The organism is Arsenophonus nasoniae (assembly GCF_004768525.1).
In the GTDB taxonomy this organism is placed as follows: Bacteria; Pseudomonadota; Gammaproteobacteria; order Enterobacterales; family Enterobacteriaceae; genus Arsenophonus; species Arsenophonus nasoniae.
This window is the reverse complement of the sequence record NZ_CP038613.1, coordinates 391,537-411,114: the sequence shown is the minus strand read 5'-3', so window position 1 is coordinate 411,114 and position 19,578 is coordinate 391,537. Positions and strand designations below refer to the sequence as shown.

The following is a 19,578-nucleotide window of genomic DNA, read 5'->3' as shown; positions in this document are numbered from 1 at the left end:
TGGTTGGTAGTCGATAATTTTAATGCATGAAATTGCCACTATTCATCAATTACCATTTATAAATATTATTTTAGGAATAAAGTCTATTTTTCAAATTAAAGTCCGACATGTCGGTTTTTAGTATTATAAAATTAATGAATTGATATAAAATTATAATATTATTTTTGACTAAATTTATTTTATACGGTTATTTACCGGTTTATTTGTGACTGTTATTCTTTATTATTTAATAAATAGGTGCTGTTATGACAGATCAGGCATTTGATTCAATTGAAACTCAGGCAAGTTATGGCATTGGTCTTCAAGTTGGTCAACAGCTTTTAGAATCAGGCCTGGAAGGCATTCAGCCAGAAGCTTTACTTGCTGGCTTATGTGATGCATTACATAGTAAAACGCCAGTTGTCCCTATTCAAGCTTTGCACAGAGCATTACGTGAGATCCATGAACGTGCGGATGCGCAGCGGCGTAAATTCCAGCAAGCGTCGGCAGTGGAAGGACAACAGTTTCTGGATAACAACCAGCAACGTGAAGAAGTCAATACGACAGAATCAGGATTACAATTTAGTATATTAAAACAAGGTGAAGGACCGATCCCGGCTAAAGCAGATCGGGTTCGTGTTCATTATACTGGTCGATTAATCGATGGTACGATTTTTGATTGTTCAAGGGAACGAGAACAACCAGCTGAATTTCCTGTGAATGGTGTTATTCCTGGCTGGATTGAAGCGTTCACATTGATGCCTACCGGATCAAAGTGGGAACTTTATATTCCGCATAATTTGGCTTATGGTGAACGTGGTGCTGGCGCCGCTATTCCGCCTTTTAGCACGCTAATTTTTGAAGTGGAATTACTCGAGATTATATAATTAAGTTTTACTTTTCAGCGAATTAGTTGATTTATGAATAAGCTAATTCAATAAATAATTTATGCCGTTTTCCGAGATATATTATGCTTGAGCAAATATGTGATTTGGCAAAAGAAGCGGGTAGAGCAATTATGACTATCTATGAAAGTGGCCAACAGCTTTCTGTTAAGCACAAAAAAGATAGCTCACCGGTGACTGAAGCCGATCTGATTGCTCACCAAATTATTAAAACTGGATTGGCAAGTATAACACCGCACATTCCACTACTCTCTGAAGAAGCACCGCCGGCTTGGCAAGAGCGTTGTCATTGGGAGTGCTACTGGTTAGTGGATCCACTTGACGGAACTAAAGAGTTTATTCAAAGGAATGGCGAATTTACCGTTAACATTGCTTTAATCAAATCGGGTTCCCCTGTTATGGGAATTATTTATGCGCCAGCAAAAAATGCGCTTTTTGCTAGTGAGCATGGGATGGCATGGAAAATAGTGGATGGTGTAAAACAATCACTTCATGTTGCTAATGGTTATCCCCCGCTAATTGTCATTAGCCGCTCTTATCAGGATAAAGAATTGGCCGATTATTTAGCGCAATTGGGACAGCATGAAGTCATGGTGATCGGCTCTTCATTAAAATTCTGCCTCATCGCTGAAGGTAAAGCACAGCTTTATCCGCGATTTGGGCCCACTCATATCTGGGATACTGCCGCAGGCCATGCTATCGCCTAGGCGGCAGGTGCTAAAGTGACAGATTGGTATGGTAGAACCCTAGACTATTCCCCTAGAGAGTCATTTATTAATCCGGGATTTAGAGTATCAATATTCTGATGGTTTAATTAATTATTTTTTAATTGTGTTTCAATCAGTTTGATAACTTTGTTTGTCTCTTCAGATGTTAGTGCGCCATCTTTAGCAAATAATACATTACCATTTTTATTTAATACGATGATGGTCGAGCTCTTGGGTTTTAGCTGCCAAGTTTTTTTAACTACACCATTATTATCAACAATGATTTGAGAAAACGGGAATTCTCGTTTGCTGTCTTCAATACTACTGCGGACAAAAAAACCGGTTCCCAGGATAGTATCATCAGTATTTATTATTGTCGTTGTCTGATATTTTTGCTGATCAAATTTCTGTTGTTTAATTGCCTCTATTAATGGCTCATTGAGCTCTTTAGCGGAAAGACGCCCGGCAATATGTAGGATTGTCCTTACTTTGCCAGCAAGTCCTTTGCTGCTCCAATCTTGATAAATCAGCTTACCATTTTCGTTCAACAGCAGTTCACCTCGATCGGTAACAGTTACAGCAGGTACTGGCTTATTGATTTCAAATGTAGCAGTTAAAGCAGAGATAGGGAGAGTTAATAAAATTACTATTGCTATGATCTTTTTTAACATAGTGCTCCTCGTTAATTTTTTCTAAACTGGTTATTGATGATTGTCATTGTTTATTAGCATAGTCAATCTTAAATATAATGTCTTTACTACAGAGAGCAGCTCTAGCACATACAGCCAAAGTTGTTAAGACATCAAATGAAAAATATTGTAATAATTATTCAAAACTATATAACCAGTTATCATGTTATGTAAAATCGTTAAATCTTATTGGAAAAGGAGAACTAAAGCTTGTAACGAGAGTCTATGACTATAAAATGTGTCATGAATCACATTTTTGTGACTTCAAGATCAACAAAGGGGAGGAAAAAGTTGAATGAAGATTTTTCACCGTTATAACCCACTGAAGATTGCGCGTTACGTTAAGATATTATTTCGTGGTCGATTGTATATTAAAGATATGGGAGTATTTGAATTTGACAAAGGAAAGATATTACCCCCTAGAATTAAAGATAAGCGGCATTTCAACATAATGAATGAAATCAATAAAGAAGTGCTTATCCTCCAGACAGAAATAGGTTAACTCGTCTGATAAGTGGTGCGCCACATCCTCGGTGGCGCAAATAAAATATTAATTAATCATGACATAACGGTTTTAATACCTAAGTTTTGCTTCAGACCAGATTAGCAAAAAATATTTTACCATTCCTCATTCTACTCGCTTCATGTTAGATTGGATGTATACCAACCGCATTTTATTTTGTGGCTGGCGTTTGATAATTTGGTTTTGGCTATGCAAACAGCAATGTTTCGATTGCGATAAAGATTGTAATTTTGAAGAAAATTAAATTTATATGTACATTTTTGTTAAAAGATTGAAGTAGTATAGATAACTTATCAGCTTATCAACACTAGTTGATGGGACATATCAATCTCAAAGCAGAGAAAGGTTTTCTCCTATGCAAAAAACTGTGTTAGCACTACTTATTAGTCTGTCTGCTCTGACAGCTTCCTCTTTTGCTGTTGCCAAAGGCGTTACTTACGGCGAACAAAAAATCACGCTAACTGATTCCATTTCTCCGGGTAATGATTTTTATCAGTATGTTAATCAGGATTGGATAAACCATGCAAAAATCCCAGCTGGAATGTCACGCATTAATTCCTTTGTTGAGTTATATCTCAAAACAGAAAAACAGCTGCAAGCACTGATAAATAAACTTGAAGTTCAACCGGAAAGTGAGCTTAATCATAATCAACGCAATATCCGTAATCTTTATCGCAGCTATTTGAATGAAACGGCGGTTGAAAAAGCAGGTTTAATGCCGGTACAAAACGCGCTTAATAATATAAAGCAGGCAAAAACTCATGCTGATATTACTAATCTAATGGCAAAACCAGGTTATATGCCATTTATTTCCTATTGGGTTGGATGCAAAAGCACCTGATATTTATGTTCTTTATCTAGGACAAGGGGGTTTAGGCTTATAATAGAAACTACTATCTGGATAAGACTAAACAGATGGAGACTATCCGTCAGGATTATGTCGCTTATATTGCCACTATTTTACAATTAGCTGGAGAAAAAGAAACGCAATTAAAGGCTAAGCAAATTTTTGCGTTAGAAAAATCGTTGGCAAAAGTTCATTGGACACCAGAATCTGCACGTGACACGTTGAAAAATTATCATCCAATGTCGCTTAGCCAATTGAACAAGTTTACGCCAGATTATCAATGGCAAGGTTTTATTCAACAATGGAAACTTTCTGATGAACAACTTGCCAAAGTTATCGTAGAAAATGACAGTGCAGTTCAGCAACTGGCAAAAATATTGGCTAATACCCCGGTATCTACCTTACAAGACTACTTACTTTTCCATTATCTGAGTAGTAAAGCCAATTACTTGAATGAAGCTTTTTCTGATGCTCGATTTAATTTTTATTCAAGCTAATTAAATGGTATTAAACAACAGCGTTCACGTAAAGAACGGGCATTAGAAATTGTTAATAAACTACAAGGGGAGCCATTGGGGCAACTTTATGTTGCAACTTATTTTGATCCTGAGGCTAAAAATAAGATCCAAAATTTGGTGAGCTATGTCAAAGGGACTTTTAAAACTCGTTTGCAAAATAATGACTGGATGGATAAACAAACCCGCCAGGAAGCACTAAATAAGCTTAACCAATTTACAGTTAAAATTGGTTACCCTGAAAAATGGCATGATTTTAGTACCCTGCACTTGCAACCAGATACATTATTCGACAATTATCTGCAAGTACAAAACTGGCTCTATCAAGATAATATGAGCAGGATCGGTGAAAAAGTCAGGAAGTGGGAATGGGGGATGACGCCACAAACAATTAATGCTTACTATAATCCCGTTCAGAATGAAATTGTTTTCCCGGCTGCTATTTTGCAAGCGCCATTTTTTGACCAAAATGTTGATCCTGCTTATAACTATGGTGCCATTGGAGCGGTGATCGGGCATGAAATGGGACATGGCTTTGACGATCAAGGTCGCCTTTATGACGGAACTGGGCAATTAAGAAACTGGTGGTCAGCGGCTTCACAGCGGCATTTTAAAGAAAAAACCGCCAAACTTATTAAGCAGTATAATGGGTTTAAAATTGATGGTTTAACGGTTAACGGTAAACTCACTCTAGGTGAAAATATTGGTGATCTCGGTGGGTTAAATATTGCCCTCAATGCTTATAAGCAATTTTCTAAAGAACATTATCCAAATGGTGAACCGCCGATTATTGATGGAATGACGGGGTTACAACGCTTCTTTATTGCCTGGGCGAGAACGTGGCGGGAGTTAGCGAATAAAGAGTCCGAGCGTAATAAAATTATGACTGATCCCCATAGTCCGAATCCCTATCGTGCCAATGGCGTGGTACGTAATATGGATGATTGGTATGCAGCCTTTAAGGTAGAAAAAGAGCATAAGCTTTATCTGGCACCTAAAGAGAGAATCCGTATCTGGTAGACTTTAATATCAGGCTCTAAAGCATAGAGCCTGATAAACTTGCTGCTTTTGGGTAATAACATTATTAAGCACTTCATTTGTATAATCGCAAACATAAATGATATGCGATATTCAACTATAAGGTGAATTAATAATGGATAAATCAATCACCGTTGCCTGTGTACAGGCAGCTCCGGTATTTATGGATTTGGAAGGAACTATCGATAAAACTATCGATTTAATAAAAGAAGCGGCATGTAAAGGGGCGGAATTGATCGCTTTTCCGGAAAATTGGCTACCGGGTTATCCCTGGTTTCTTTGGTTGGACTCACCTGCCGCATTAACCCCACTAGTTTATCAATATTATCAAAATTCTTTAGTATTAGGCAGTGAACAAGCAAAGCATATCGCTTCGGTTGCTAGAGAGAATAATATTTGGCTGCTATTGGGTCTGAGTGAAAGAGATCATGGTACGCTTTATATGGCTCAATGGCTTATCAGTAATACGGGAGAAACGATCGGTGTGCGGCGAAAACTTAAACCAACCCATGTTGAGCGCACTCTATTTGGTGAAAGTGATGGTTCATCGCTAAAAACATTTACCACTCAGTTAGGCGTGATTGGGGCATTGTGTTGTTGGGAACACATTCAACCGTTAACGCGATATGTTATGTATGCTCAGCATGAGCAAATTCATATTGCGGCTTGGCCTAGTTTTAGCCTTTATCGCGATGCAACCGCAGCTTTGAGTCCGGAAGTTAATCTCGCGCTTTCACGATCCTATGCAGCAGAAGGGCAATGTTTTGTTATTGCGCCGTGTGCCATTGTGTCAGAGCAGATGATTGAACAGTTATGTACTGATGAGACTAAGCGGAATTTGTTAAAAGCAGGTGGGGGTCATGCGCGTATATTTGGTCCAGATGGCCGTGAGTTAACAACCCCTCTGGCAGAAAATGAGGAAGGACTACTCTTGGCCACGCTCGAACCTGCCGCAATTACCTATGCCAAAGCAATCGCTGATCCGGTCGGCCATTATTCACGTCCAGACGTGACTTGCTTACTATTTAACCCTACGGCTAACCTTCCATTAGCAACTAAAACGGCTTCTTTTATTGCCCTAACAGATACAAAACAGATTGTATCGCCAGGTAGTGAAGAAGTTCAGGCTAATTAAAATATTCAGACTTTTATTTGAATAGATGTAATGATTAACCCTAATATATCCACTTGACCGCATTTAGCTGTTCTAGCAATAATATAATTACCAAATTTTGGGGTTACTTGGTAATTATTTTTCAGCCTATCCTCTATTTATATCCCTTTCTTAAATTTTTATGAAAAGAAAATTTTTTGCATTTCGTTTTTTCGAAAGAAAGTTGCTATTTTTAATAAGGTATTTGGTGCATAAATTTTGGCTTAACGGTTTAAAAATAAATAACCAATAGTGCTATTAGTTAAAAATGTTTTAGCCATGCTATTAGCGACCGTAATTGCGCCAAAATAGAGAGTGAAAGATTGCATTATTTATCATTAATATCTTGTATATCTTGTTTAATTTAACCAAAATGAGTGAGTTTTTATCGTTATTTTCCATTAGGAGTTGGCGTGCCAAGATATTCTTTGCTTTGTTTTCTTTGTATGTCGATGGTAGTCCCTGTTGCCAATGGTGCCAATCTTCGTTTAAAAGTTGAGGGTTTGACAGGAGAACTTGAAAAAAACGTTCGTATTCAGCTCTCAAGTATCACTCAGGATGAAATTGCCACTGATGGCCGTTTTCGCGTGAGGGTTGATAAAGCAATTCGTTTAGGATTAAGGCCGTTAGGTTATTATGAACCCACTATTGAATTTTCTTATCAAGAATTTCAACCACCGTCTCGACCTGTTTTAACAGCGAAAGTTGATCCTGGAAAACCTGTTCATGTTGCAGATGTTAAGATAACTCTAAAGGGTGAGGCTAAATATGATAAAGACTATGCGGTAATGATAGCCCGCAATACACCCCCCAAAGGAATTATTCTTAATCATGGCGATTATGAAGATTTGAAACAGGGCTTTAGTCGTTTGGCAGTCCGTAAAGGTTATTTTGATGCAGAAATGGAAAAAAGTCAGTTAGGTGTCTCATTAGCTCATCGAGCTTCTTACTGGATATTTGATTTCAATAGTGGTGAGCGTTATCGTTTCGGCGCTATCAAATATGAAGGCGCACAAATTCGCGAAGATTATTTAAATAATATTGTTCCTTTTAAACAAGGAGACTATTACGCTTCTGAGCAATTAGCTGAATTCAATCAACGGTTAGTCAATACGGGTTGGTTCAATTCCGCCATTGTTACACCTGATATTAATAAAGCACGAGAGAAAGGCACGCATATTCTGCCAATGGATGCAGTATTAACGCCCCGTGCGCGTAATCATGTTGAATTAGGTGGGGGTTATTCCACCGATGTAGGTCCTCGAGTCAAAGCGACTTGGAATAAACCTTGGATTAATTCCAGAGGACAGAGCTTTACTTCCAGCCTTAGTCTTTCGCAACCTGAACAAATTATTGATGCAAGCTATAAAATTCCACTCAAAAAGAGTCCCTTAGAACAATATTATGCCGTTCAGGCCGGCTTCAAACGTACTGACCTAAATGATACTCAGTCTGATACGACAACCCTAAATTTATTAAGGAATTGGGATTATTATCAAGGTTGGCAATATGGTGTTAATTTGCGCTGGAGTCTCAGCCATTTTACTCAGGCAAATGTAACCAATACGACTATGCTGTTGTATCCTGGCGTCAGTCTCAGCCGCATGCGACAACGAGGTGGCGCTATGCCCTATTGGGGGGATAGCCAGCGATATACTATTGATATTTCTAATACTATCTGGGGTTCAGATATCGATTTTATTGTATTACAAGCGCAAAATGTGTGGATAAGAACACCCTGGAAAGGGCATCGTTTCGTTGTAAGAGGCCATCTGGGGTGGATAGAAGCTAATCGATTTGACAAAGTCCCTCCCGATCTGCGTTTTTTTGCTGGTGGTGATCGCAGTATTAGAGGTTATGGCTATCAAAAAATTTCCCCCACCAATAGCCAAGGAAAATTGACCGGTGCTGCCAAATTAGCCGTCGGCTCACTGGAATATCAATATAATGTGACGGGCAACTGGTGGGGTGCCATATTTGTTGATGGTGGTGAGGCGGTCAATGATTTTAATAAGAATGATTTTAAAGTCGGTGCTGGTGTTGGTATTCGCTGGGTTTCACCTGTTGGGCCAATTAAACTGGATATTGCCGCGCCGGTCGGTGATCCTGATCATAGCAAAGTACAATTTTATATTGGGTTAGGTGCTGAGCTATGAAATGGATAAAACGTATTAGTCTAGCTCTATTGTTTTTGTTATTAATATTATTAACGATGATTGGTTGGATAGTTACCACGCAATCAGGCTTACATTTTGTCCTTAACACCGCGGTACGTTGGTTGCCAGGATTAGAAATTGCGACCATTTCTGGTGGCTGGAATGATTTGAATTTGCAAGGAGTTCGTTATCAAACCAAGGGTATTAATGTTGATGTTGATAAATTTAATCTTTCACTCCAAGTTAACTGTTTAAAACGCTTTCAATTGTGCGTTAATAATATTTCAACTGAAGGCGTCAATGTTAAGATTGATAGCAAAGCCTTTCCATCTGCCAAAGAGCAAGCCAGCTCAAAACCTTTAACTAAATTGTCGACGCCTTATCCTATTTTTTTAAATCAGTTAATCCTAAAAAATATCAGCATCCAGCTTGATAACACCCAGGTTTCACTGGCTGAATTAACCATGGCAGCGGATTGGCAAGCTAATCTATTGACAATTAAACCAACGACAATTAATGGATTAGTAATTAATTTGCCAAAAACCTCAGCGGCAGAAAATAAAGCGACAGAAAAAATAGTGACAAAAACCCCTAATGAGGTAGCAGATAAAACACCGGCTGAAACATTAAAAGCCCTGTTTGCTAAGCCCTTATTGGCTAAATTACCTGAAGTCGTGTTGCCTATTGATATTAATATTGAGCAGATTCAAGGAATAAACTGGCATTTAACTGGTGATACTAAAGTAGTGATTGATAATTTAACATTAATGGCTAACGTACAAAATCAGCAGATAGCTATTAAGCAATTTGCTGTTGTGGCGCCTGAAGGCAAGATTACTCTCACCGGTGATGCTAATTTGGCTCAGCAGTGGCCGGTCAATATAACCGCTCAAGCTGTATCTTATCTGGATGATCTTAAAGGCCAACAAGTTGATTTGAAACTAAAAGGGGCTTTATTACAACAGCTTAAATTAATGTTAAGTTTAACGGGCCCCATCAAGGCTAATTTGATCGCAGAAGTAGCCTTATCACAGGCAGGATTGCCAATTCAATTAACCTTAGAAAGTCAGCAACTTAATTGGCCACTGCAAGGCGCGCCAGAATATCGTTTAAAAGATCTGCGTTTACGTATGAATGGTAAGGTGATGGGTTATGATCTGTCATTGCGCACCAATATTGATGGACGGAATGTGCCTCCGACCTTATTAACGCTTGATGCTAAAGGGAATGAAGAACAGTTTCGGTTAACGAGTTTGCGATTGAATGCATTGCAGGGAAAAACAGAATTAATCGGTATTATTGATTGGCGTAAAGCAATAAGTTGGAATGGATTATTAACTATATCTGATATTAATACCGCAAAACAGTGGCCACAATGGCCAGCTAAATTACAGGGTAAAATCGTCACGACAGGTAGTGTTCATGGGGGTAGCTGGCAATTAACAGTCCCTGAAATTAGCTTGGATGGTAATGTAAAAGGTAATTTATTACGCACCCGCGGACAGATAAGCGGCAATGCCGCAGGTCAATGGAACATTCCGGTGTTCAATGTTTTACTCGGCCGCAATAAATTCGCTATTAATGGACATGTTAATGACAAATGGCAACTGGATGGAATAGTTGATGCACCTGGTCTCGATGGTGTATTACCTGGTTTAGCGGGTGTCATAAAGGGACAATTAAAATTACGAGGTGATTTAATGTCACCACAATTAATGGTTGATCTCGCAGCCCGCAAGGTTAAATGGCAAAATGATTTAGCTATCGATAAAGCAATTATTCAAGGTGATATCCGTTCTGATAAACAGATCCATGGTCAGTTAACCGTTGCTATTCATCAGTTGAAACAGGCCGATTTAGTTGTGCACAATTTCAACCTAGATGCTAAAGGTAATGAACAACAGCATAGCGTTAAAATGAATATCGATGGAAAACCGATTTCAGGTCATTTAATACTGAAAGGCCGTTTTGATCGACAGAAAGGATTATGGCAAGGCGTGTTAGATAATACATTATTTAACACACCGATCGGTGAATGGCAATTAAGTCGGCCAGTAGTGATTGAGTATGCTAATCAACAACAGGAAGTCACGCTGTCCCCGCATTGCTGGTTAAATGCTAAAGGGCGTTTGTGTCTGTCTAAAACGGCTAAAATTGGTAAATCAGGTAATGCAGATATTCTACTACAGCAGTTTGATTTAGCGCTGCTTAAACCCTTTTTGCCCACTGAAACTCAGCTCACCGGCAGTTTTGATGGGGATGCCAAAGTGAGTTGGTATGCGGATGGTCGTTCGCCCCAGGCAAAAGTAAATTTGCTTGGTAATAGTGTGAAAATTAAGCAATTAATTGAAGGATCATTGTTACCAGTTGAATTTCAAACGCTAACATTAAATGCAGACATCAGTAATGGTAAGGCGGCATTACAGTGGTTAATACAAATTAACAATAATGGTAAATTTTCAGGCAATATACGGATTGACGATCCGGAACAAAGTCGTAAATTATCAGGTAGGGTTAATATTGAAAATATTACATTAGCATTAATTCGTCCAGTGCTAAGTAAAGGTGAAAGTTTAGATGGCAATTTGAATGCCAATTTAAGTTTAGCTGGCAATATGAAGCAGCCACTATTAAATGGTGATTTGGCACTTTCTAATGTGGCAGCAAAAGGACACTGGTTTCCATTTGATATCAATCAGGCTTTCCTCAAACTGAATTTTATGGGAACTCATTCTCAATTAACAGGACGTATTAATACACCAGAAGGTTATTTAAAGTTAACCGGAGAGGCGGATTGGCCTAATATTAAAGCTTGGCAAGCGAGAGTTTCTGCCACCGGTAACAAACTGCGAATAACCTTACCGCCAATGGTTCGTATTGATGTGGAGCCGGATATTGTTTTTGAAGCTACACCTAATTTATTAAGTCTCAATGGTAATGTAAATATTCCCTGGGCACGTATTACGGTACAAGAATTGCCGGAATCAGCAGTTGGCGTTTCATCAGATGAAGTGATGTTAGACGCAAATTTACAGCCAATAGAGAAAAAAGGTATATCAATACCAATCTTAACCAATCTACAGATTAAAATTGGCAATGATGTTCGTTTGGATGCATTTGGTTTAAAAGCTCGATTAACAGGAATATTAAAAGTTATCCAAGATAAACAAGGATTGGGTTTAAATGGCCAGATTAATATTCCTGAAGGGCGATTTCATGCATATGGGCAAGATCTTATTGTACGTAAAGGACAAATTTTATTTTCTGGCCCCGTTGATCAGCCATTCTTAAATGTAGAAGCGATCCGCAATCCAGAGAGTACCCATGATAATGTGATTGCGGGTGTAAGAGTTACAGGCTTGGCTGATAAGCCAAAAGCAACAATTTTCTCTGAGCCAGTTAAATCGCAGGAAGAAGCGCTGTCTTATTTGCTTAGAGGTGAAGGGTTAGATAGTAGTGGTGCAGATAGTACCCATATGGCTGCTTTGCTGATTAGTATGGGAGTTTCCAAAAGTGGAAAATTATTGGGAAGTATTGGTGAAACATTTGGTGTTTCCGACTTAGCATTAGATACTCAGGGAGTTGGTGACAAATCTCAAGTTGTAGTGAGCGGTAAGATAACTAATGATTTGCAAGTTAAATATGGTGTAGGAATATTTAATTCTCTTGCTACATTAACGCTACGCTATCGTTTGATGCCAAAATTGTATCTAGAAGCTGTGTCTGGTGTTGATCAGGCACTAGATTTGCTTTATCAGTTTGAGTTTTAATTATGCGTATAATTGTTTATGGTAGTTTAAGACGTAAACAGGGAAATCATCATTGGATGACCTATGCTCAGCTATTAGGAGAGTATAGGTTGGAAGGTTATGAGATTTATGACTTAGGTTATTACCCTGCAGTAATACGTGGTGAAGGGACGATAGAATGTGAAGTTTATCGTATTACACCATCGATTTTGACTGAGCTTGATGAATTAAAAAGGAATTCCCAAGATTATGAAAGAGAGTTGATATCTACACCTTATGGTAATGCATGGATTTATCTTTATAAACTTCCGGTAGATGGTTTACGGCGAATTGAAAGTGGTGATTGGCTAAAACGTGATGGAAAAAGCAAATAAATTTTTCTAACCAAATCCCCATTTATTGATAATAAAGGGGATCTGGTTAAATCGCTATGATGGTTATTTTTTAGCTGCGCGTTCAAAAGAAGAAAGAATTTCGGCTTTTGCCGCATCAACATTTTCCCACCCTTCCACTTTTACCCATTTGCCTTGTTCTAAATCTTTATAGTGTTCAAAGAAATGTTTAATTTGCGCGCGTAATAATTCAGGTAAATCGTTAATATCTTTAATATGATCATATTCTTTAGTTAATTTAGAATGAGGCACAGCAACTAATTTTGCATCTTCACCGGATTCATCGGTCATTTTTAATACACCGATTGGGCGACAACGGATTACTGCTCCTGGTTGTAGCGGATATGGTGTCGGAACTAAAACATCAACCGGATCGCCATCTAGTGAGAGAGTATGATTGATATAACCATAATTACAGGGATAAAACATAGCAGTCGACATAAAACGATCGACAAAGATGGTGCCAGAATTTTTATCTACTTCATATTTTATCGGATCAGCATTCGCTGGAATTTCTATAATGACATAGATATCTTCAGGCAGTTCTTTCCCCGCCGGTACGTTATTTAGGCTCATAAAAAATGTCCTTTATTTAAAACTAAAATTGAGTAGCGGCTATTATAGCCGTAAACGAAAGAAAAACTCACTATCAGATAGGATCTTATTATAAAAATAATCTTAACAATAAAGGCCGGATCGATTGCCTTTATTGGTTGATAGGGCGTTATTCATTAACTGAAAACTCAAACATAAAGCTTTCGGCTTTCTCTACCATAGATTTTGTTCCAACGAAGAAAGGTACACGTTGATGCAGTTGTTCTGGAACAATATCTAAAATCCGATTAGTACCATCGCTTGCTTTACCTCCCGCCTGTTCGGCTAAAAAAGCGATTGGATTACATTCATATAGCAAACGTAATTTACCTTTAGGATGGCTTGCGGTACTTGGATAAATATAAATACCACCTTTTAGTAAATTTCGATGAAAATCTGCCACCAGAGAGCCAATATAACGGGTGGTATAAGGGCGAAACGTAGCGGGATCTTGTTCCTGGCAATATTTTATATATTTTTTTACCCCTAATGGAAATTTACTATAATTTCCTTCATTGATTGAATACATATTACCTTGGGTCGGAAACATTACTTTTTCGTGAGATAGACAGAAGACGCCCAGAGAAGGATCATAGGTAAAGGCATGCACGCCATAACCGGTTGTATATACCAGCATGGTTGAAGAGCCATACACAACGTAGCCGGCAGCGACTTGTTGATGGCCTGGTTGTAAAAAATCTACTTTAGTAACCGGTTGCCCAATCGGTGTAATACGGCGATAAATAGAGAAAATAGTTCCAACGGAAACATTTACATCGATATTTGATGAACCGTCTAAAGGATCCATTAACACAACATACTTGGCATTTTCTGCTCGATCACCATCAAAAATAACAATTTCGTCTTCTTCTTCTTCTTCAGAGGCGATACCAGCAACCTCTCCTCTTGCTTTCAAAGCAGCTTTTAATTTTTCATTCGCGTATAGGTCAAGTTTCATTTGAACTTCGCCTTGAACATTAGAGGCACCACTTGCGCCTAAAATATCCACCAAACCGGCTTTGTTAATATCGCGGTGAATGATTTTTGCACCTAATTTAATTGCTGACAATAATGCAGTAAGTTCACCAGTAGCATGAGGAAAATCATGTTGTTTTTCAACGATAAATTCGTCTAATGTTTTCATGACCAAGGTCCTGAGTCAAATTTTATAGAAGTTTTTTAAGGAATTGTGTTCCTTGTGTGCGTGCAGTTTAGCCAAATTAGGCCAAGATTAATAGTTGGATTATTTTTGTTAATTAAGATAGCAATTCATTTCATATTATCGCGCTAATCAGCGCGATAACTTTGACGTTTATAACTCTTGTTCAAATAAATTTAAGATGGCTTCATAAAGTCGTTTGGTGGTAAATCCCAGAGTTGGGGTAGAAAAAATAGTATCATCGCCAGCGATGCTACCTAAAATTCCTTCTGAAGTTCCTAAAGAATCCAATAAACGAGCAATGAGTTGCGCAGCGCCAGGACTAGTACGAATAACCACAATTGATTCATTGTAATTAACATCTAATACCAAATTTTTTAGCGGGCTAGTTGTTGTAGGAACTACCAGTTCAGCGGGTAGGCAATAAACCATTTCCATTTTAGCATTACGGTTACGCACCGCGCCAAACTTAGTCAGCATTCTAGAAATTTTTGATTGGTTTATATTTTCAAAGCCTTGCTCTTGAAGTGCTATAACAATCTCACTTTGTGAACTAAATTTTTCTTCTTTGAGCAGAGCTTTAAAAGCTTTCACGAGATCTTCTTGTTTAGAAGAAGCATACATAAATCACCTTTTTCAAGACGTTAAGTAGAGCGATATTATGTATAAAGGTGAATTTTTATGCAACAAGCAGTCTAGTTATAGTGCTATGAAAATAATAAAAATAGCAATAATAAAAATTATTTGTTAGTTATTTGTCTACTTTGTGGAAATTGACGATAAATCTTTGTTTAAAAAATAATGTTAATTGTAAAAAAACCTTGTGTCTATACCTTATGCTGCTACCTAAGCAATATTAAAAAAGTGTTCCTTATCGCATTAGTTGATAAAGATTTTATTTAAAATAAAAGAAAAAATTTACAAGACTCATCTATTAACAACAATTAGTCGTAATTAATAGACTGCCATATGAATAACGTATGTAATAGATTGAAAGTTTTAAGCCATTTCGAAGTGTCATCATATAAAGGAGTATCAGCATGAAATTAGCTATTCTTGGGGCAGCAGGTGGTATCGGTCAAGCACTTGCACTTCTTCTTAAAAACCAGCTTCCATCAGGCTCAGAGCTTTCACTTTATGATATTGCTCCTGTGACTCCTGGTGTTGCTAAAGACTTAAGCCATATTCCAACAGATGTAAAGGTCATTGGCTTTGCTGGTGAAGATCCGACACCTGCACTTGACGGTGCCGATGTAGTATTAATTTCGGCAGGTGTTGCCAGGAAACCGGGAATGGATCGCTCAGATTTGTTTAATATCAATGCCGGTATCGTGCGTAATCTGATAGAAAAAGTGGCTCATAGCTGTCCTAAGGCGTTAATTGGTATTATTACTAATCCGGTTAATACCACCGTTCCGATAGCTGCAGAAGTATTAAAAAAAGCTGGCGTGTATGATAGAAATCGACTATTTGGGGTAACAACCTTAGATATTATCCGTTCTAACACTTTTGTTGCTGAATTAAAAGGTAAAAAACCGCAAGAAATTGAAGTGACGGTTATTGGAGGCCATTCAGGCGTAACGATTCTACCGTTACTCTCTCAAATTCCAACGGTTAACTTTACTGAACAGGAAGCCGAGGAGCTAACTAAACGTATTCAAAATGCGGGTACTGAAGTTGTTGAAGCAAAAGCGGGTGGCGGATCAGCGACACTTTCCATGGGACAAGCAGCAGCACGGTTTGGTTTATCATTAATTCAAGCATTAAATGGTAAAGAAAATATAATTGAGTGCGCTTATGTAGAAAGTGATGGTGAATATGCGCGATTTTTTGCTCAGCCAATACGTTTAGGTAAAAATGGTATTGAAGAAAGATTACCTATTAATATTATGAATACACATGAAAAAAATAAATTGGAAAATATGTTAGAGACACTCAATAAAGATATTAAATTAGGCGAAGATTTTATTAATAAATAATATTATTAACTTCATTAAATAATAAACCGCAGATATGAGTCTGCGGTTTTTTTATAATTTATTCGTTATTTTTATTAGTAGGCTGACGAATATTTCGTTCTAATAATTCTCCTGTATTGAAATCGTAATAACGGCTAGGCCATATTTCAGAGGGATGAAGGTTTAAAAAGTTTGCAATTATCCATTCTCCTTTTGGCCAGGGCCGAGATAAAGCATTGGCTAGGGTAGAAGAGCTTAAACCTGCCTGTCTTGATATAGCTGCTAATGTTGTTCCGCGTTTTCTTAGCGCTGCAATAATATCCGCAGGATGCCAATCAGATTTCTGTGAAATCATTTTTAATCCTTTTTCTATTAAATATATTGCTGTGTTAGTGGTATAAATAACAGATAGTTCTCACATGTATTTCGAACTAGAACTTGTTATTAGAAATAAAATAACATTTTTTTTCTTTAATAGTTTCTTATTTTTTTCTTAAAAATCTCTTTTTTGAACTTGATTGCAAAAAATAGAGAAATTTTACAGATATTTTAGGAAATATAGTGAGGTTTTCTTCAATTTATTAGGAGTGTAAATAATTAATTCTAGTTATATTAATTCAGTATAATAGAATGACAAAAATAAAAATCTTTAATTCATATTAATTCCTTAGAATTAATAGTTATAAAATAATTTGTCCGATATTAATAGAAAAAAAATTAGTTAATAATGATAGTAAAAAGGAGAACAATATTTGCAAAACATAAAAAAAGAAATACCCCTGCGATTTTATTCAATGATTTTTCTATGTTTAAGAAATTTGGAGGGTTTTAAAAAGAAAAAAATAATCAAGAAAGCCACCATTTTTAACGATTAGATTTGCAGAATTAGGTTATGTATTAATACCAAAAGTGATGCGAGAAAATTATGAAAAAAGAATGGTATACCGCGAAAGAACTCGCTGGATTGGTTGGTTTGCCTTCATCACCACAAGGTATCAACCTAATGGCTCGCAGGGAAGGTTGGGAGCAACGTCGAAAACGTGGAGTCCAAGGCAAAGCTGTTGAATATCATGTTAGTAGTCTGCCTGAAGATGTATTTAATGTATTATCACTAAATGATAACTCTATTGATTATCGAGGCAAAGGGAAACGACAAGATGCTTTTTTAATTTGGGTTGAAGCTTATAAACAATTAACAAAAAAAGAGCGTGAAAAAATTATTAAATTTATTTTACGGGAAGGATTGGAAAAGTTAATTGGTTATATCAATTGTTGTGAAGTGATATTAGTGGAAGAAGATCACTCTGGAACAGGATGAGCTGTTCCAGAGAAGTTTTATTACGAGAGGCGTTGAACGGAAATGCAAGCCAAGCTGATCAGAGCATCTTTATAAGATGTATCAGGTAAGATATCGAGAGCTTTAATCGCTTTATCGGCTTCCTCTCTAGCTCGGTCGCGGGTATATTCAAGAGAGCCACAGCGTTTCATGGTAATTAATATAGCACTAAGTAAATGGCGCCCATTACCTTTTTCTATTGAGTTACGAATAAGTGCGGATTCTTCTGCGGTGCCTTTTTTCATTGCATGAAGTAGAGGTAGTGTTAACTTTCCCTCATCTAAATCATCGCCGATATTTTTGCCAATAGTAGTACTATCCGCGTCATAATCCAAAAGATCATCAATCAGTTGGAAGGCAGTACCAAGATAACGACCATAATCTCGCAAGGCTTGCTGCTGGGTTTCATTAGCGCCTGATACGATCGCTGATGCATGTGTCGCTGCTTCAAATAGGCGTGCAGTTTTACTATATATTATTTGCATATAGGTACTTTCGGTGATGTCTGGATTATTACAATTGATTAATTGTGAAACTTCACCTTCTGCGATGACATTTGTTGCATCAGACATCAGTTTTAAAATAGGCATAGAATCAAGCTCTGTCATCATTTGAAATGAGCGGGTGTAAATGAAGTCTCCTACTAATACACTGGCAGCATTACCGAAAACAGCATTTGCAGTTTTTTTACCGCGCCTCAGGGTCGACTCATCAACAACATCATCATGTAGTAACGTTGCGGTATGAATAAATTCAATCAATGCTGCTACATTAATATGCTTTTTTCCTTCATAACCTAGTGCTCTTCCAACCAGAATAGCAATCATGGGCCGAATTTTTTTTCCGCCACCACTAATAATATAGTGACCTAGTTGATTAATGAGGTGGACATCTGAATTCAATTGATTCAAGATTGCTTTATTAACCGCTTCCATATCTTTTGCAGTTAGATTGATAATTGATTCTAAATTCATTTTATAAATTCTTTTATCAATTTGATTTTACCTAAACATAATATTTAGTCGTGTGGTCTTGTGCTGTTAATCTGTCACAGATTGTACTGTAAAATTAATTACAAATGAACGGCTACGGAATAAATACACTTTATAAAGTAGATTTTTTATTATTAGATTGAATTCTAGGCTTGTCTTCTGATGCTTTTTTGCGTAGAATTCGCGCCCTATTGTGAATATTTATAAAATGCACTCTGAAATCAAATATGCTAAGGGAGTGTGTTAAGCGGAGTTTATATGTACGCGGTTTTCCAAAGTGGTGGTAAACAACACCGAGTCAGCGAAGGCCAAACAGTTCGCCTGGAAAAGCTAGACATTGCGACAGGTGAAACTGTTGAGTTCGATCAAGTATTGATGATCGCCGACGGTGATGATATTAAAATCGGTGCTCCTGTCGTTGAAGGCATCAAAGTTAAAGCTGAAGTTATTGCGCATGGTCGCGGTGAGAAAATTAAAATTGTTAAATTTCGTCGCCGTAAACATAGCCGTAAACAACAGGGCCACCGTCAGTGGTTTACTGATGTTAAGATCACTGGTATTGCTTAAGAATTAGGAGAGCAGATTAATGGCACATAAAAAGGCTGGCGGCTCAACGCGTAATGGTCGCGATTCCGAAGCAAAACGCCTAGGTGTAAAACGTTTTGGTGGTGAGTCTGTGTTAGCAGGTAGCATTATTGTTCGTCAGCGTGGTACTAAATTCCATGCTGGTAGTAATGTTGGTTGTGGTCGCGATCATACCCTATTTGCATTGGCTGACGGAAAAGTTAAATTTGAAATTAAAGGACCAAAAAATCGTAAATATGTCAGTATCGAAGCTGAATAAGTTTTTTTGATCTTTAAATAGAGTTTAAAAAAGCCCTGCAAA

Annotated in this window: 18 protein-coding genes and 2 pseudogenes; 14 read left to right on the top strand and 6 right to left on the bottom strand. The window is 37.5% G+C overall.

Annotated features, from left to right (window positions below; translation table 11 throughout):
* The first annotated feature begins 245 nt into the window (after positions 1 to 245).
* Complete coding sequence (locus ArsFIN_RS01850) at positions 246 to 866, top strand: FKBP-type peptidyl-prolyl cis-trans isomerase (RefSeq protein ID WP_026821852.1); 621 nt, start codon at positions 246 to 248, stop codon at positions 864 to 866.
* Between the two features lie 83 nt (positions 867 to 949).
* Positions 950 to 1,690, top strand: a pseudogene (gene cysQ, locus ArsFIN_RS01845) (3'(2'),5'-bisphosphate nucleotidase CysQ).
* An 8-nt stretch (positions 1,691 to 1,698) separates the two neighbouring features.
* Here the strand turns inward: cysQ and ArsFIN_RS01840 are convergent.
* Complete coding sequence (locus ArsFIN_RS01840; RefSeq protein ID WP_026821851.1) at positions 1,699 to 2,262, bottom strand: YtfJ family protein; 564 nt, start codon at positions 2,260 to 2,262, stop codon at positions 1,699 to 1,701.
* A 313-nt stretch (positions 2,263 to 2,575) separates the two neighbouring features.
* Here ArsFIN_RS01840 and ArsFIN_RS01835 point away from each other — a divergent pair, with 313 nt between their 5' ends.
* The 8 genes and pseudogenes from ArsFIN_RS01835 to ArsFIN_RS01810 all read left to right on the top strand — a co-directional run bounded on the left by ArsFIN_RS01835 (position 2,576) and on the right by ArsFIN_RS01810 (position 12,635).
* A complete protein-coding gene (locus ArsFIN_RS01835; RefSeq protein WP_026821849.1) occupies positions 2,576 to 2,782 on the top strand; it encodes a DUF1107 domain-containing protein in 207 nt (68 codons plus the stop codon).
* A 376-nt stretch (positions 2,783 to 3,158) separates the two neighbouring features.
* On the top strand, positions 3,159 to 3,644 hold the full coding sequence (locus tag ArsFIN_RS28100) for a M13 family metallopeptidase (RefSeq protein ID WP_276324654.1): 486 nt from the start codon (positions 3,159 to 3,161) through the stop codon (positions 3,642 to 3,644).
* Positions 3,645 to 3,718: 74 nt separating this feature from the next.
* Positions 3,719 to 4,345 (top strand): annotated as a pseudogene (locus ArsFIN_RS28095) (M13 family metallopeptidase); the annotation flags it as partial.
* The gene (locus ArsFIN_RS27110) at positions 4,337 to 5,185 is read left to right on the top strand and encodes a M13 family metallopeptidase (RefSeq protein ID WP_338023348.1); all 849 of its coding nucleotides are present in this window, start codon (positions 4,337 to 4,339) and stop codon (positions 5,183 to 5,185) included. The pseudogene ArsFIN_RS28095 and the gene ArsFIN_RS27110, both read left to right, overlap by 9 nt.
* Before the next feature lie 133 nt (positions 5,186 to 5,318).
* Complete coding sequence (locus tag ArsFIN_RS01825) at positions 5,319 to 6,338, top strand: carbon-nitrogen hydrolase family protein (RefSeq protein WP_081700610.1); 1,020 nt, start codon at positions 5,319 to 5,321, stop codon at positions 6,336 to 6,338.
* 431 nt (positions 6,339 to 6,769) lie between these two features.
* Entirely contained in the window at positions 6,770 to 8,512 is a 1,743-nt protein-coding gene (gene tamA / locus ArsFIN_RS01820) for an autotransporter assembly complex protein TamA (RefSeq protein WP_026821848.1), read from the top strand.
* Positions 8,509 to 12,282: an autotransporter assembly complex protein TamB gene (gene tamB, locus ArsFIN_RS01815; protein ID WP_026821847.1), complete on the top strand. Its 3,774-nt coding sequence runs from the start codon at positions 8,509 to 8,511 to the stop codon at positions 12,280 to 12,282. Before tamA ends, tamB begins: the two co-directional genes overlap by 4 nt.
* A 2-nt stretch (positions 12,283 to 12,284) precedes the next feature.
* A complete protein-coding gene (locus ArsFIN_RS01810; protein ID WP_026821846.1) occupies positions 12,285 to 12,635 on the top strand; it encodes a gamma-glutamylcyclotransferase family protein in 351 nt (116 codons plus the stop codon).
* A gap of 63 nt (positions 12,636 to 12,698) precedes the next feature.
* Here ArsFIN_RS01810 and ppa read toward each other — a convergent pair whose 3' ends face one another.
* The 3 genes from ppa to argR form a co-directional block, all read right to left on the bottom strand.
* Positions 12,699 to 13,229: an inorganic diphosphatase gene (gene ppa, locus ArsFIN_RS01805; protein ID WP_026821845.1), complete on the bottom strand. Its 531-nt coding sequence runs from the start codon at positions 13,227 to 13,229 to the stop codon at positions 12,699 to 12,701.
* 148 nt (positions 13,230 to 13,377) lie between these two features.
* The gene (fbp, locus tag ArsFIN_RS01800; protein ID WP_026821844.1) at positions 13,378 to 14,391 is read right to left on the bottom strand and encodes a class 1 fructose-bisphosphatase; all 1,014 of its coding nucleotides are present in this window, start codon (positions 14,389 to 14,391) and stop codon (positions 13,378 to 13,380) included.
* Between the two features lie 168 nt (positions 14,392 to 14,559).
* The gene (argR, locus tag ArsFIN_RS01795) at positions 14,560 to 15,030 is read right to left on the bottom strand and encodes a transcriptional regulator ArgR (protein WP_026821843.1); all 471 of its coding nucleotides are present in this window, start codon (positions 15,028 to 15,030) and stop codon (positions 14,560 to 14,562) included.
* Between the two features lie 416 nt (positions 15,031 to 15,446).
* Here argR and mdh point away from each other — a divergent pair, with 416 nt between their 5' ends.
* Positions 15,447 to 16,385, top strand: a complete 939-nt coding sequence (gene mdh, locus ArsFIN_RS01790) for a malate dehydrogenase (protein ID WP_026821842.1) — start codon at positions 15,447 to 15,449, stop codon at positions 16,383 to 16,385.
* Between the two features lie 58 nt (positions 16,386 to 16,443).
* Here mdh and ArsFIN_RS01785 read toward each other — a convergent pair whose 3' ends face one another.
* Positions 16,444 to 16,719 (bottom strand): helix-turn-helix domain-containing protein, encoded by a 276-nt coding sequence (locus ArsFIN_RS01785; protein WP_026821841.1) that lies wholly within the window; start codon positions 16,717 to 16,719, stop codon positions 16,444 to 16,446.
* A gap of 570 nt (positions 16,720 to 17,289) precedes the next feature.
* Here ArsFIN_RS01785 and ArsFIN_RS01780 point away from each other — a divergent pair.
* Positions 17,290 to 17,682: a DNA-binding protein gene (locus ArsFIN_RS01780; protein WP_026821840.1), complete on the top strand. Its 393-nt coding sequence runs from the start codon at positions 17,290 to 17,292 to the stop codon at positions 17,680 to 17,682.
* Positions 17,683 to 17,702: 20 nt separating this feature from the next.
* On the opposite strand, the gene ispB is transcribed toward ArsFIN_RS01780, so the two are convergent.
* On the bottom strand, positions 17,703 to 18,674 hold the full coding sequence (ispB, locus tag ArsFIN_RS01775) for an octaprenyl diphosphate synthase (RefSeq protein ID WP_026821839.1): 972 nt from the start codon (positions 18,672 to 18,674) through the stop codon (positions 17,703 to 17,705).
* A 276-nt stretch (positions 18,675 to 18,950) separates the two neighbouring features.
* On the opposite strand from ispB, the gene rplU reads away from it, so the two are divergent.
* Together rplU and rpmA are read left to right on the top strand one after the other, a co-directional pair.
* A complete protein-coding gene (gene rplU / locus ArsFIN_RS01770; RefSeq protein WP_026821838.1) occupies positions 18,951 to 19,259 on the top strand; it encodes a 50S ribosomal protein L21 in 309 nt (102 codons plus the stop codon).
* A 19-nt stretch (positions 19,260 to 19,278) separates the two neighbouring features.
* Positions 19,279 to 19,536: a 50S ribosomal protein L27 gene (rpmA, locus tag ArsFIN_RS01765; RefSeq protein ID WP_026821837.1), complete on the top strand. Its 258-nt coding sequence runs from the start codon at positions 19,279 to 19,281 to the stop codon at positions 19,534 to 19,536.
* The last annotated feature ends 42 nt before the right edge of the window (positions 19,537 to 19,578 follow it).

Bases quoted from the DNA above. Each gene is read 5' to 3' on its own strand.
- ArsFIN_RS01850 (WP_026821852.1), top strand. From the start codon at position 246: ATGACAGATCAGGCATTTGATTCAATTGAAACTCAGGCAAGTTATGGC.
- ArsFIN_RS01840 (WP_026821851.1), bottom strand. From the start codon at position 2,262: ATGTTAAAAAAGATCATAGCAATAGTAATTTTATTAACTCTCCCTATC.
- ArsFIN_RS01835 (WP_026821849.1), top strand. From the start codon at position 2,576: ATGAAGATTTTTCACCGTTATAACCCACTGAAGATTGCGCGTTACGTT.
- ArsFIN_RS28100 (WP_276324654.1), top strand. From the start codon at position 3,159: ATGCAAAAAACTGTGTTAGCACTACTTATTAGTCTGTCTGCTCTGACA.
- ArsFIN_RS27110 (WP_338023348.1), top strand. From the start codon at position 4,337: ATGGATAAACAAACCCGCCAGGAAGCACTAAATAAGCTTAACCAATTT.
- ArsFIN_RS01825 (WP_081700610.1), top strand. From the start codon at position 5,319: ATGGATAAATCAATCACCGTTGCCTGTGTACAGGCAGCTCCGGTATTT.
- tamB (WP_026821847.1), top strand. From the start codon at position 8,509: ATGAAATGGATAAAACGTATTAGTCTAGCTCTATTGTTTTTGTTATTA.
- ArsFIN_RS01810 (WP_026821846.1), top strand. From the start codon at position 12,285: ATGCGTATAATTGTTTATGGTAGTTTAAGACGTAAACAGGGAAATCAT.
- ppa (WP_026821845.1), bottom strand. From the start codon at position 13,229: ATGAGCCTAAATAACGTACCGGCGGGGAAAGAACTGCCTGAAGATATC.
- fbp (WP_026821844.1), bottom strand. From the start codon at position 14,391: ATGAAAACATTAGACGAATTTATCGTTGAAAAACAACATGATTTTCCT.
- argR (WP_026821843.1), bottom strand. From the start codon at position 15,030: ATGTATGCTTCTTCTAAACAAGAAGATCTCGTGAAAGCTTTTAAAGCT.
- mdh (WP_026821842.1), top strand. From the start codon at position 15,447: ATGAAATTAGCTATTCTTGGGGCAGCAGGTGGTATCGGTCAAGCACTT.
- ArsFIN_RS01785 (WP_026821841.1), bottom strand. From the start codon at position 16,719: ATGATTTCACAGAAATCTGATTGGCATCCTGCGGATATTATTGCAGCG.
- ArsFIN_RS01780 (WP_026821840.1), top strand. From the start codon at position 17,290: ATGAAAAAAGAATGGTATACCGCGAAAGAACTCGCTGGATTGGTTGGT.
- ispB (WP_026821839.1), bottom strand. From the start codon at position 18,674: ATGAATTTAGAATCAATTATCAATCTAACTGCAAAAGATATGGAAGCG.
- rplU (WP_026821838.1), top strand. From the start codon at position 18,951: ATGTACGCGGTTTTCCAAAGTGGTGGTAAACAACACCGAGTCAGCGAA.
- rpmA (WP_026821837.1), top strand. From the start codon at position 19,279: ATGGCACATAAAAAGGCTGGCGGCTCAACGCGTAATGGTCGCGATTCC.